At 61.4% G+C, this 12,512-nt stretch carries 10 protein-coding genes; 7 read left to right on the top strand and 3 right to left on the bottom strand.

What is annotated here, in order from left to right; translation table 11 throughout:
• Window positions 1-7: 7 nt before the first annotated feature.
• On the bottom strand, window positions 8-1,132 hold the full coding sequence (locus ACN9MU_RS24695) for a JmjC domain-containing protein (RefSeq protein ID WP_426163516.1): 1,125 nt from the start codon (window positions 1,130-1,132) through the stop codon (window positions 8-10).
• 57 nt (window positions 1,133-1,189) lie between these two features.
• Between ACN9MU_RS24695 and ACN9MU_RS24690 the strand changes: the two genes are divergently transcribed.
• The gene (locus ACN9MU_RS24690; RefSeq protein ID WP_426163514.1) at window positions 1,190-1,741 is read left to right on the top strand and encodes an FKBP-type peptidyl-prolyl cis-trans isomerase; all 552 of its coding nucleotides are present in this window, start codon (window positions 1,190-1,192) and stop codon (window positions 1,739-1,741) included.
• Between the two features lie 34 nt (window positions 1,742-1,775).
• Here ACN9MU_RS24690 and ACN9MU_RS24685 read toward each other — a convergent pair whose 3' ends face one another.
• On the bottom strand, window positions 1,776-2,726 hold the full coding sequence (locus ACN9MU_RS24685; RefSeq protein ID WP_426163512.1) for a hypothetical protein: 951 nt from the start codon (window positions 2,724-2,726) through the stop codon (window positions 1,776-1,778).
• Window positions 2,723-5,398 carry a DNA mismatch repair protein MutS gene (mutS, locus tag ACN9MU_RS24680; RefSeq protein WP_426163510.1) on the bottom strand — a complete coding sequence of 892 codons (2,676 nt, stop codon included), beginning with the start codon at window positions 5,396-5,398 and terminating at the stop codon, window positions 2,723-2,725. The genes ACN9MU_RS24685 and mutS overlap by 4 nt, the downstream gene beginning before the upstream one ends.
• Before the next feature lie 214 nt (window positions 5,399-5,612).
• Here mutS and ACN9MU_RS24675 point away from each other — a divergent pair, with 214 nt between their 5' ends.
• From ACN9MU_RS24675 to ACN9MU_RS24650, 6 genes are read left to right on the top strand one after another with little or no spacing between them, the layout of a single operon-like run.
• Window positions 5,613-6,050 (top strand): type IV pilin protein, encoded by a 438-nt coding sequence (locus ACN9MU_RS24675; protein WP_426163508.1) that lies wholly within the window; start codon window positions 5,613-5,615, stop codon window positions 6,048-6,050.
• Complete coding sequence (locus tag ACN9MU_RS24670) at window positions 6,050-6,640, top strand: GspH/FimT family pseudopilin (RefSeq protein WP_426163506.1); 591 nt, start codon at window positions 6,050-6,052, stop codon at window positions 6,638-6,640. The genes ACN9MU_RS24675 and ACN9MU_RS24670 overlap by 1 nt, the downstream gene beginning before the upstream one ends.
• Window positions 6,641-6,651: 11 nt before the next feature.
• On the top strand, window positions 6,652-7,020 hold the full coding sequence (locus tag ACN9MU_RS24665) for a type IV pilus modification PilV family protein (protein ID WP_426163504.1): 369 nt from the start codon (window positions 6,652-6,654) through the stop codon (window positions 7,018-7,020).
• Window positions 7,021-7,025: 5 nt separating this feature from the next.
• Entirely contained in the window at window positions 7,026-8,150 is a 1,125-nt protein-coding gene (locus ACN9MU_RS24660; protein ID WP_426163502.1) for a PilW family protein, read from the top strand.
• A complete protein-coding gene (locus tag ACN9MU_RS24655; protein ID WP_426163500.1) occupies window positions 8,147-8,785 on the top strand; it encodes a pilus assembly PilX family protein in 639 nt (212 codons plus the stop codon). The genes ACN9MU_RS24660 and ACN9MU_RS24655 overlap by 4 nt, the downstream gene beginning before the upstream one ends.
• A gap of 17 nt (window positions 8,786-8,802) precedes the next feature.
• Entirely contained in the window at window positions 8,803-12,504 is a 3,702-nt protein-coding gene (locus ACN9MU_RS24650; protein WP_426343589.1) for a pilus assembly protein, read from the top strand.
• Window positions 12,505-12,512 lie beyond the last annotated feature (8 nt).

Below are 12,512 nucleotides of genomic sequence, written 5' to 3'. Positions count from 1 at the left end.
TCTCCGATTATTTGTTCAGTTCCAGCCAGCCGTCGGTGTACCAGGCGAAGAGCGCTTCCAGCACGTCTTCGGAAGCTGCGGCCACTGCTGCGCCGTCCAGGCCGCGGGTATTGGCCAGGGTTTCCAGCGTCGCCTTGTCGGACTTGTTCATGGCAAAGGACTCGCCGTTGATGAAGACATTCTTGCCGCGATAAAGCATTTGCGTCTTGCGCGAGAGGGAAACGCCTTTTTTCTCAGCTGATTGCTGGAATTTGCCGGCAGTTAGCGGCTTTTCAAGGGGCTGGAAGAAGACGTTATGCTTTGGTTCGGACAGGTACTCGCCGAGGAAAATGGCGAAATCGTCTTCGGTGAAGCTGACCTTGTTCAATTCGTCGGCCAGTTTGCCCAGCATGGCTTTCGGGATTTCAGCAGGTTTGCTGGTCGGCTCCAGGTCCGGGTCCGCATAACGGCCCGGCAGGTCGATGGAGTCGGCCATGAATTGCAGGAAGGCTTCGCCCAGTTCCTGGTAGGACGGGGAGCGGAACCCGATCGAATAGGTCTGGCAGTCGCCGATTGCTTCGCCATCGTGGGCGTAGTGCGGCGGCAGGTAGAGCATGTCGCCCGGTTCCAGAACGAATTCCTCGGTGGCCTTGAATTTCTTCAGGATCTTCAGCGGCAGGCCTTCGACCAGGGTCAGGTCCTTCTGCGCGCTGATCTTCCAGCGGCGCTGGCCTTCGGCCTGCAGCAGGAACACGTCGTAGGAATCGAAGTGGGGGCCGACGCCGCCGCCATCGGTGGCGAAGCTCACCATCAGGTCGTCCAGGCGCGCATCGGGCAGGAAGCGGAACTGGCGCAGCAGCGCATCCGCCTGGTCGTCCTGCAGGTTGACGCCCTGTACCAGCATGGTCCATGCGCGTTCTTTGCGCGAAGGCAGTTCTTTCAGGGGGCCGTGCTGCATGTCCCAGCTACCGTCTTTCTTGGTGACCAGGCGGCTTTCCACGTAGTCCTTGGTGGCCAGTTCAGCCAGCTTGTCGAAAGGCAGCAGGGGTTTGAAGCCGGGAATGGCCTGGCGGATCAGCAGCGGCTTCTTGTGCCAGTAATCGCGCAGGAATTGTTCGGGCGTGATGTCGCCCAGGAGTGTCAGTTTTTTCATGGGGCCGATTATAGCAAGCGGTATAATCCTTCCAGCTTAGATATGAAAGGAAGCTCAATGAAGATCGCCAAGAATACCGTTGTGACGGTGGAGTACAAACTGTCCGACGCACAGAACAATCTGATCGAAGACGGTCGCCAGCCTATGGTCTACCTGCACGGTGGCTACGAGAACACCCTGCCGAAAATCGAAGAAGAACTGGACGGCAAGGAAAACGGCTACGCCACCACGATCCAGATTGAACCGGAAGACGCCTTTGGCGATTACGATCCGAACCTGCTGAAAGTGGAAGAGCGTGCGCGCCTGCCGGAGCCGCTGGAAATCGGCATGCAGTTCGAAGGCCTGCCTGAAGGCGGCGAAGACGATGACGCAATGATTTTCACCGTGACTGAAATCGCCGAAGATAAAGTGGTCCTGGACGGCAACCATCCGCTGGCCGGCATGGCCCTGCGCTTCGAGCTGAAAGTGATCGACGTGCGCGCCGCCACCGAAGAAGAAATCGCCCACGAGCACGTGCATGGCCCGCATGGCCATCACCACCACGACGGCGACGATGAAGGCGACGATGGCGAGGAAGGCGATCACTTCCGCAGCCACCCGATCCACTAAGGTCCCAAGCCCCGCACAGCGGGGCTTTTTTACGTCACTCGCTGCCCAGGACGAACAGCGCCGCACTGCCCGGTATCACGCGCAGCGTGACCCATTCGGCACCCAACGCGAGATGGCCGACGTTCTTGTTCCATTCGATTGCCGGGGCGGCCTTGTCCTGCTTGCGGTTATCCACCAGCAGCAACTGCCCCGGATATTTGTCGGCCTGCGAGCGCACGATGCGGCGGATTTCGGTAAAGCCGTCGCGCTTTTGCGCCAGCCGTTCAAAAAAACCTTGTTCCACATGGGCGCCGATGTCGCCATCCATCACCAGCACGATGCCGGCGATATTCTTGCGCTTGGCGTGCAGGAAGGCGCGGTGCAGCCAGCCGCGGTTGGCCACCATGCGGTCTTCATATTCGCTGTTGCGGCCCGCTTCGACCAGGTAGTGGTTGTTCCTGGCCGGCACGTTGAGGGTGACGAACAGGACGTTCTCGTACTCCCAATACGTGTTTTCGGCGTAGTCGCGGAACTTGGCGATGCTGGACTGGCGGTTCAGCGGCAGCTTGCCCTTGCCGAGTGCTTCGGGCTCGCGGAAGAACAGTTCGCGAATGCGGTTGAGGCGTTCGATGGCGTTCGACTTGCCATTCGAATTGCGGCACTCGGTCCAGTCGCTGCCTGCCGGCAGCAACACCAAGGGGCGCTCGGCGCTGCTCATCAGGTCGCGGCGCTCCTGGTACAGGCTGTCGGAACAGGGCTCACTGGCGGACTTGAGGCCAGTGGCAATCAGGAATGCGGGCTCGTTGCGGCTTGCTTCCGCCAGCATGCGGCGGAACTCGGCGTCGCCTTCGCCCTTGGGGAAGTTGTGGCCGAGCAGGGCGAACGAGAATTCGCCTTTGCGTGGCGCGGCCTTGTCGTTGCGTGCCATCGCCGCAGGCATGGCAAGCATGGCGGCGGCCAGCGCGGCCCCACCGGCCAGCGAACTTAGGACGAGCCGCCGTTTCATGCCTGCGCCAGGCGCTTGAGCTGGTACAGGCGGTCCAGCGCTTCGCGCGGAGTCATGGCGTCCGGATCGATGTCGTCCAGCGCTGCCAGCAGTTCCTCGGCACGTGGATCGGCCGCAGGAGCAGCCGCGGGCGCCGCGTCGTCGTTAGCATCGGCCACCGGCGCGGCGAACAGGTCGAGTTGCGGCGTGGCGTCCAGCGCTTGCGCTTCCAGGCGCGCCAGGTGCTTGCGGGCGGCCTTGATCACCGGCTGCGGCACGCCGGCCAGCTGCGCCACCTGCAAGCCGTAGCTTTGCGAGGCCGGGCCGTTCTGCACCGCGTGCAGGAAGACGATGGAATCCTTGTGCTCCACGGCAGACAGGTGGACGTTGGCGGCGGTCGGATGCGCTTCCGGCAACTGGGTCAGTTCGAAGTAGTGGGTCGCGAACAGGGTGAAGCTGCGGCTGCTTTCGATCAGGTGGCGCGCAATCGCCCACGCCAGCGCCAGGCCGTCGAAGGTCGAGGTGCCGCGGCCGATTTCGTCCATCAGCACCAGCGAATGCTCGGTGGCGCCGTTCAGGATGGTCGCTGCTTCCGTCATCTCCACCATGAAGGTGGAACGGCCGCCGGCCAGGTCGTCGGTCGCGCCGATACGGGTGAACACGCGGTCGATCGGGCCGATGGTGGCGCTGGCGGCCGGCACATAGCTGCCCACGTAGGCCAGAAGGGTAATCAGGGCGACCTGGCGCATGAAGGTCGATTTACCGCCCATGTTCGGGCCGGTGATCAGCAGCAGGCGGCGGTCGGCCATGAATTTGCAGTCGTTGGCTATGAAGCGCTCGATCTGGTTTTCCACCACCGGGTGGCGGCCTTCCACGATATGGATGCACGGCTCGGCCACCAGGTTCGGTGCGCACCAGTTGTTGCGCAGCGCGTGTTCGGCCAGTGCACACAAGGTGTCGACCTGGGCCAGGGCCTGGGCGATGGACTGCAGCGGGCCGATGAACGGGGCCAGGGCGGCCAGCAGCTCGTCGTACAGCATCTTCTCGCGCGCCAGGGCGCGGTCCTGTGCCGACAGGGCTTTGTCTTCAAAGGCCTTCAGTTCCGGCGTGATGTAACGCTCGCAGTTCTTCAGGGTCTGGCGGCGGCGGTAGTCTTCCGGCACCTTGTCTGCCTGGCCGTTGGTGACTTCGATGTAGAAGCCGTGCACGCGGTTGTATTCGACGCGCAGGTTGGCGATGCCGGTGCGTTCGCGTTCGCGGGTTTCCAGGTCGACCAGGAACTGGCCGGCGTTTTCGGACAGGCCGCGCAGTTCGTCCAGCTCCGCATCGTAGCCGCGCGCGATCACGCCGCCGTCGCGCACCATGGTGGCCGGTTCCGGCATGATGGCGCGCACCAGCAGGTCCACGCATTCCTTCGGTTCATTCAAGCCGAAGTGCAGCTTGGCCAGCAGGCCTTGCGCATTGTCGTGGCCCAGGGCGCGCAGCATGGCGTGCTGCAGTTTCGGCAGTTGCTGCAGGCCGTCGCGCAGGGCCGACAGGTCGCGCGGGCGTGCCGACAGCAGGGCCACGCGGGTGGTGATGCGTTCGATATCCGGCACCTGCGCCAGGTGGTAGGCCAGCGAGCCTGTGGTGTCGTGCTGCATCAGGGCTGCGATGGCGTCGTGGCGCGCGCGCGCCACGGCCTGGTCGCGCTTCGCATGGTGCAGCCAGTGGCGCAGCAGGCGCGAACCCATGGCGGTGCGGCAGTGGTCCAGCAGCGAGAACAGGGTAGGCGATTCCTGGCCGCGAATGGTTTCCGTCAGCTCCAGGTTGCGGCGCGTTGCGGCGTCCAGGCCGATGTATTCGTTTTCCGTTTCGCAGGAAAGGCTCTTGACGTGCTGCAGGCCGCGGCCCTGGGTCGATTGCGCATAGCGCAGCAGGGCGCCGGCTGCACCGAATGCCGCGCCCAGGCCTTCGGCGCCAAAGCCGGTCAGGGTGGCGACAGCCAGCTGGTCGAGCAGGGCCTTGTGGCCGTGCACCACGTCGAAGTGCCAGGCCGGCACGTTGTTGACGTGGCAGATCGCGATGTCGTCGAACATGTCGGCGTCGTCGCCGCGCAGGATTTCAGCCGGCGCGATGCGCTCCAGCTCCTGTCCCAGGCGCGTGTTGACGCTGCGCTGGTCGCCGGAGAATTCCATCAGGCGCAGCGCACCGGAGGCCAGCGACAGCCAGGCCAGGCCGCAAGTGACCACCTTGCGGTTGCTGATCATGGTCATGGCCAGCAGTGGGCGCTCCGACTTTTCCGGCAGCAGGTCCGAATCGGTCAGGGTGCCCGGCGTGACCACGCGCACCACCTTGCGCTCGACCGGGCCCTTGGCCAGTGCCGGGTCGCCGATCTGCTCCGCGATCGCACAGGACTCGCCGACCTTGACCAGCTTGGCCAGGTAGCCATCCAGCGAATGGAAAGGCACGCCCGCCATCTTGATCGGCACGCCGTTCTGGGTGCCGCGCGCCGTCAGCGTAATGCCCAGCACGCGCGACGCCTTCTCGGCATCGTCGAAGAACAGCTCGTAAAAATCGCCCATGCGGTAGAACACCAGCATGTTCGGGTAATCGGCCTTGATGCGCAGGTACTGCTGCATCATTGGCGTGACTTTTTCGGCCGGGCTGTTCTTGACGGCGTCAGGATTGATTTCTGAGGGCAGGGTGGTCATTTTTCGGAATTTCGTTCGGGCGTCGCGCCGGGCGCGGTAAAACGTTGCATTTTACCCCACGGGGCGGGTGTGCGACAGCCGCCCGGTTTCATAGATAAACCGCTCTAATGATGCATTCTGGCAACGTATTGTGCGGGACTTCTTGCCCAAATGCAGTTAAACTTCCGTCAAATTATTTTTCGGCAAGATATGTTCTGCTGCTTAAGGAATCCTTGTGAAACGTGTATTCAATAATCGCAACAGCGGTTTTACCCTGATCGAAGCCCTCATCACGATGGCCATCATCGCCATCCTCGCGGCCGTGGCGTTGCCATCTTATAAAGACTATATCATTCGCGGCCACATTCCGCAGGCCACCAATGGCTTGTCGGACATGCGCATCAGACTGGAACAGTTCTTCCAGGACACCCGTACCTACGCCGGCGCCTGCGCCGATGGGGCAGCAGCGGCACCGCCGACGAGCCCTGATTTCACCTTTACCTGCACCATCGCTGCCGACGGCATGAGCTATCAATTGAAGGCCACAGGCAAGGGGCCGATGGCCGGTTTTACCTATGAGCTGAACGAGGCTAATGCCAAGAAGACGACGGCGCCGACCGGATGGACTGGTTCCGACTCGTGCTGGGTAACCGCCAAGGGCGGGCGCTGCTGATGCGTAAGCAAAATGGCGTGACCCTGATCGAGTTGTTGGTGGCCATCAGCGTGCTCGGCATCCTGCTGGCGCTCGCAATGCCGAGTTTTTCCCGCATGATCCAGGATGCGCAAAACCGGACTGCCGCGGAATCCGTGCTGAACGGTTTGCAACTGGCGCGCACCGAAGCCCTGCGGCGCAGCACGCAGGTGCGCTTCAGCCTGACCGACGCGGATGGCAAGGTGGCCTGGACGGTTGGCTGCGTGAACGCCAACCTCTGTCCGGCGGAGATCCAGAAACGCGCGCCGGAAGAAGGCGGCGGCAACGCACGGGTTGGCGTCACCACCGATGCCCTTCCGCGACCGCTCAAGCCTGACACCTTTGCCGGTGTGCTGGCTGCCGGCGCCGGCCTCGACAAGACCGCCGTGGTCACGTTCGACAGTTTCGGACGGGTTAGCGCTGCCGCAGGCACCGAAATCAGCCGCATTGACGTTACCAACGCCAAGGCCAGTTACGCGCGCCGCTATGTGGTGACGGTTGGCTCCGGCGGCCAGGTTCGCATGTGCGATCCGGACAGCAAACTGAATGGCACCCCCCAGGGCTGTACTTAAGGAGTAATCCCATGATTCGCAATTTAACACCTGGCCGCCAGGATGGCATCGTATTGCTTGAAGCGTTGGCGGCCATCCTGGTTTTCTCGTTCGGCATTCTTGCCTTCCTCTGGATGCAAGCCTCGGCGACGCGCCAGGTTACCGACTCCAAGTACCGCCTGGAGGCCAGCTTTGCTGCCAACCAGATATTGGGCGAGATGTGGGTGCATCCCGACGACTGGACCGCCTACGTGGGAACTGACGTGCCGGTGACAACCCTGCCAGCGGGCAAGCGTACGGTGGCGCTCAACGGCAGGCAGGTGACCGTCACCATCAGCTGGAAAAGTCCTGGCGAATCCAAGGCCCACAGCTACCAGGCGGTGGCGCAGATCAACGGATGAGGAAAATGATGCAGAGCTCCCAGAGAGGCTTTACGATGGTCGAGATCATGGTGGGTCTCGTCGTCGGCATGTTGGGCACCTTGATCGTGGCCCAGGCCTTCACCAATAACGAAGCGCGCAAGCGCACCACCACCAGCGGCGGCGACGCCCAGGCCAATGGCGCGATTGCGCTGTACATGCTGGAGCGCGATACCAAGATGGCTGGCTGGGGCATGACCGCCAGCCCCAAATCCTACGTCGGCTGCAGCAACATCTTTGCCTATTGCGACAAAAGCGCGGACTGCGGCGGCAAGGAAGGCGCGCTGACCGATGTGAATTTTGCGCCGGCATTGATCAAGGATGGCGGCGATGGGCCGGACAGCATTTCGGTCCAGTATTTTGCCGATCCAAGCCAGTCCTCTTATCAGCCATCCGGCAGCACTACGATACGCAGGGCGATGCCGCAGCCGTCGGCAGAACTGGACGTGGGCAATGCCGCTGTCTGCCAGGATGGCGACCTTGCGCTGGTATCGCAGGCAGGCAACTGCACCATCATGAAGATCACCGAGGTCCAGGCCCAAGCCTCGAAGCTGCAGCATAATTCTGGCGCTGGCGGAAGCTACAATCCGCCGGCATCGTATTTCGAAAGCGGAGCGAATGCCTGGCCGAAATATCCCGCAGGCGCGAGCGTCACTTGTTTCAAGCCGGCCAATGGCCACCCGATTTTCCGCAAGACCTACTCGGTCAATACTGCCACCAAGCAGCTGGAACGCAGCGATAACTCGCAAGCGCCGGCCGTCACGAATGAGCTGGTCATGTCCGAAGTGGTGGACATGCAGGCTGAGTATGGCGTCGCCCCGGCGGGCAGCCAGACGATTGACACCTGGGTCAGCGCCGCCTCCTCGCCATGGAAGGAACCTTCCTGGACCGACTGGCAGCGCATCAAGGCGATCCGCGTTGCCATGGTCACGCGTGGTGTCCAGTATGAGCGGCCCAAGAGCGCCGACAAAGGTTGCACAGCGACCACCGCCTTGTCGTCCAGCTGGGCCGCATTCAAAACTGATAAATATCCAAGCGACTGGGGTTGCTACCGTTATCGCGTGTTTGAAACGGTCATCCCGCTGCGTAACGTGATCTGGGGGAAAATATGAAATCCGTAGTCATTTCCGCGTGGCGCCGCCAGCAGGAGGGGGTGGCCCTGATCATGGCGCTCATCGTGCTGGTGGCCATGACCCTGGCCGGGCTGGCCATGATGCGCTCGGTCGATGGCTCGTCCCTGGTTGCCGGCAACCTGGCGTTCAAGCAGAGTGCGTCCATCAGCGCCGACGCCGGCGTGGAGGCGGCCATTGCTTGGCTGCATGGCAACCCCAAGTTACTTAACGAGGACCATGACAGCGAGGGTTATTCGGCCAGCAGCCAGGACGACCTGGACCTGACAGGTAATAACACGGTGGACGCAGACGATGACCTCGACTGGAGCAAAGCCACGCTCGTCAAGAAACTGCCGGTCGACTCGGCCGGCAACCAGGTGTCCTACGTGATCCACCGCATGTGTCAAACGGCTGGTGTGCTGGATCCGGCCATTTGCGCCAGCACGCCTCGCGATACGGCAGGGGGGCCGACTGACGACAGCGTTGGCATTCTGCTTCCGATGCTGACTTACCAGACATCGCCAGGCAACAGCAGCAACGGTCGTTCGTCACCGTTTGGACTGTACCGGATCACGGTGCGGGTTGCCGGGCCGCGTTCCAACGTCAGCTTCGTGCAGGCAATTATTTCACAATGAGTATGCGAGACCTATCAATGAGGCCACTCTTTAAACAATTGATGCTGGCGGCACTGTTCACCGGCAGCGTGCTGGGCGCCGCCTTGTCGCGTGCTGCCAGCACCGACCTGGCAGACAAGCCGTTGGCAAACTCCACCACCGTGCAGCTCTTGCCTAACATCATGCTCGACCTGGACAACTCGGGCAGCATGCTGTGGAGCTACATGCCCGACTATGTGCGCGTGCAGTCGAACGGCAGCTACCTGACGTTTTGCCGTTACTCCAATGGCAGCCTGGCAGTGATCTGCCATGACGGTGATCCGCCTTTTGCGGCCAGCGCTTTCAACAAGGTCTACTACAACCCGGCGGTGCGTTATGACTGGCCGACCACGGCCGACGGCAAACGCCTGGCCGATGCGACCACTGAGCACCGGACTGAATACTTGGCGCCATGGTCGAACATCCCGAGCGACGGCTATGGCATCCAGGATATCGATAAGACGTATTCGGAACCGCTGTATAGAGAGTACCCTTGCGGGGTCACCAATCCCTATACAGGGCGAACCATCGATTGCAAGTCGCAGGGGCCTAACGAGACCGTCAATTTGCAGACGTACGGCAGCGTGAAAGCCAGCTATCCCGATCGTGTCTGGTGCCCTGATTCGTCGTCCAAGGAAAAGGACTGCAAGCGTGCAGTCGAGGGGACCAGCTACGCCTATCCGACCGGAGATTACTCGGTTGCGAAGGAAGTGAAGGGCGCGCCCTATTACTACAATGTGACCGTCAAATGGTGCACGGATAATTCCGCCACAAATTGTGCGGACCTGCGTGACAACACTTACAAGACCGTTGTGTTCGGCAAATGGGAACGGGTCGACATTGTTCCGACCCGTAGCAGCTACCCGAAAGCGCCCACGCGCACCGATTGCCCCGGCGTCAGCTGCAGCTACGATAACGAGATGACCAATTTCGCGACGTGGTATGCCTGGTACCGGACCCGGACCCAGATGACCAAGACGGCCATTGGCCTGGCATTCAAGGACGTACGGGGAAATCCCAAGTCGATGGCGGAAGACAAGACCGACCCAAGCTATTTCCATACGCGCCTTGGGATGATGACGATCGATAACAAGACCATTGCAGTGCCGATCGCGCCTTTTGAGGGTGTGCACAAGCAGACCTTCTTTGACGAACTGTACAAGCTCTACCCCAATACCAGCACGCCATTGCGTAACGCCCTGAACGAGGTCGGCCGTCTGTACAAGTTTGGCAAGAACGACGCGTTCCCGGATGGGAAAAATGACCCGATCGAGGCTGCTTGCCAACGCAACTTCGTCATCCTGGCAACGGACGGCTACTGGAACGGGAATCAGGCGCTCTACACTGACGACCCAAAGAGCACGCTGTTGAAGGACCAGGACGGCGACATCAAAAAAGCGCCGCGGCCGTCATACGCGCCATACAAAGCCGGTGACGGTACCAGGAACAACCCAGGTGACCAGGTGTCGTTGGCTGACATTGCGTTTTACTACTACAACAACGACCTGCGTCCGGACATGGAGAACATCGTCCCCAGCGCCGGCGGCAACAAGAACATCAACGATGTCGCCAACCACCAGCACATGACCACCTTTACCCTTGGCCTGGGCGTGGATGGTACGCTGGCTTACAGCAAGGACTACAAGACTGCAAAGACGGGCGACTACTATAAGATCCTGCAAGGGGGCACCAAGGAATGGCCAGCACCATTGCCTAACGACCCGACCGCGATCGACGACTTATGGCATGCCGCCGTCAGCGGCCGTGGAAGCTATTTCAGTGCCAAGGACCCGACCACCTTGCAGGAAAGCCTGCACCAGGCCTTGGGCAGTATCGGCCAGTCGGACGGCAGCGGCGCAGCCGCGGCGACCAGTAACCTGAACCCGGTCGAAGGCGATAATTTCATCTATCTGGCGAATTATCGAACCCAGCTCTGGGATGGCGAGCTGAGCGCCTATGCGATCAACGTCCAGACCGGCGAAATTACCGGCGACCCGAAGTGGCAGGCTGGGACGCTGCTGCGTAGCAGGTTCGCGTCGGACGGCAGCGACAGCCGTACCATCTGGACCTCGGACGCCAGCAACAGGCTGGTGCCATTCAAGGCCGCAAACTTGGATAAGAGCCAGTTGGCGTTCTTCTCGAAGTCGGTGCAGCGGTCGCTGAGCCAATTTAAGAATTGGACCAGCAAGCAAGTCGAAGCGGCTGATGAAACGACCCTGGTGAACTTCCTGCGCGGCCAGGATCCATTGGACAAGGATGGCATGCGCCTGTACCGCGAGCGCGACAAGGTGCTTGGCGACTTCATCCATTCGCAGCCAATCTACGTCAAGAATCCGCCGTTCGGCTTCCTGGACGAGGGCTACGCCGCGTACACGAAAACGGACCGGGACGCCATCGTCTACGCTGCCGCCAACGATGGCATGCTGCACGCCTTTGATGCAAAAACCGGTGAAGAGCGCTGGGCTTACATTCCGCCGATGGTGCTGCCGGACCTGTGGCAGCTGGCCAACAAGGATTACGCCGATCGCCACCGCTACTACCTGGACGGCGCGATCATCGTGTCCGACGTCAAGATCGGCAAGGAGTGGATGACTATCCTGATCGGCGCGATGGGCAAGGGCGGCCGCGGTTACTATGCGCTTGACATCACCAACCCCAAGCAGCCGCCGAAAGTATTGTGGACCTACACGGCTGACGACAACCCTAACCTGGGGTACAGCTTTGGCCCTGCGCAAGTGACCAAGCTCGAAGGCAAATGGGTGGCGGTGCTGACCTCCGGCTACAACAACATCGCGGAAAACGGCAAGTATGACGGCGATGGACAGGGCCACGTGTTCATCCTTGACCTGGCCGATCCGAAGAATGTCGTGGATATCTCCACCGGCGCCGGTGATAGGCTGAACCCAAGCGGGCTGGCGCGCATCAATATTGCCGCTGTAAAGGACTTCTACACGGACAACACGGAAGACAGGGCTTACGGTGGTGACCTGCAGGGCAATCTGTGGCGTTTCAACCTGAAGCAGCGCACCGCCACCAAGGTGATGGAACTGGGTAACACCCGGCCGATCACGGCTGCACCGGACCTGACCCGTCGCGGCGACGGCACCATCATCGTGTATTTCGGCACAGGGCGCTTCCTGGGCGCCTCCGACCTGGTGGTTCCCGAGGGGAGCATGCCTACGCAAATCGTTGCCGCCGTCAAGGATGTGGTGACGGACGGCCCAATCAAGCTGGAATCGCTGGCCGTTCAGACCATGGATCAAGGCGCGGATACCCGCAAGGGCACCACGGATAAAGCGGTTGACTGGGACAAGGACAAGGGCTGGTACCTTGAATTGCCAAGCAAGGGCGAGCGCGTTGCCATCGACCCGCATGTGTTTGACGGCATTTTCCTTGTGCCGAGCGTGGTGCCAACAGCGTCGGCTTGCCAGCCTGGTGGTTACAGCTGGTTGTACCAGTTCAGCACCGCGGGTGCCAAACGCGATGTGCCCGTCGGCACCAGGCTGGTGTCGCCTGTGGTCGGCACGACCCTCAGCAGGCTGTCGAACGACAAGGCGGTGGTCTTCGCCATTACTGCCGACGGCAAGCGTCCGAAGTCGATTCCATTGAATACCCCGTCGCACAGCGGGGGCGGCGACGGTGACTCAAACAATGGCGACCCTGTCACCAGGCGACTGCAGTGGCGTGAACTGGTCAAGTAATACCCGGG

Source organism: Pseudoduganella sp. R-32, assembly GCF_049913245.1.
Classification (GTDB): domain Bacteria; phylum Pseudomonadota; class Gammaproteobacteria; order Burkholderiales; family Burkholderiaceae_D; genus Rugamonas.
Note: the sequence above shows the minus strand (reverse complement) of the source record. Positions and strands in the feature narration are given on the sequence as shown.

What these genes read in the sequence shown, in the direction of transcription:
- ACN9MU_RS24665 (WP_426163504.1), top strand. Translation starts at nt 6,652, where the DNA reads ATGATTCGCAATTTAACACCTGGCCGCCAGGATGGCATCGTATTGCTT.
- ACN9MU_RS24685 (WP_426163512.1), bottom strand. Translation starts at nt 2,726, where the DNA reads ATGAAACGGCGGCTCGTCCTAAGTTCGCTGGCCGGTGGGGCCGCGCTG.
- ACN9MU_RS24655 (WP_426163500.1), top strand. Translation starts at nt 8,147, where the DNA reads ATGAAATCCGTAGTCATTTCCGCGTGGCGCCGCCAGCAGGAGGGGGTG.
- ACN9MU_RS24670 (WP_426163506.1), top strand. Translation starts at nt 6,050, where the DNA reads ATGCGTAAGCAAAATGGCGTGACCCTGATCGAGTTGTTGGTGGCCATC.
- ACN9MU_RS24690 (WP_426163514.1), top strand. Translation starts at nt 1,190, where the DNA reads ATGAAGATCGCCAAGAATACCGTTGTGACGGTGGAGTACAAACTGTCC.
- ACN9MU_RS24650 (WP_426343589.1), top strand. Translation starts at nt 8,803, where the DNA reads ATGAGGCCACTCTTTAAACAATTGATGCTGGCGGCACTGTTCACCGGC.
- ACN9MU_RS24695 (WP_426163516.1), bottom strand. Translation starts at nt 1,132, where the DNA reads ATGAAAAAACTGACACTCCTGGGCGACATCACGCCCGAACAATTCCTG.
- ACN9MU_RS24660 (WP_426163502.1), top strand. Translation starts at nt 7,026, where the DNA reads ATGATGCAGAGCTCCCAGAGAGGCTTTACGATGGTCGAGATCATGGTG.
- mutS (WP_426163510.1), bottom strand. Translation starts at nt 5,398, where the DNA reads ATGACCACCCTGCCCTCAGAAATCAATCCTGACGCCGTCAAGAACAGC.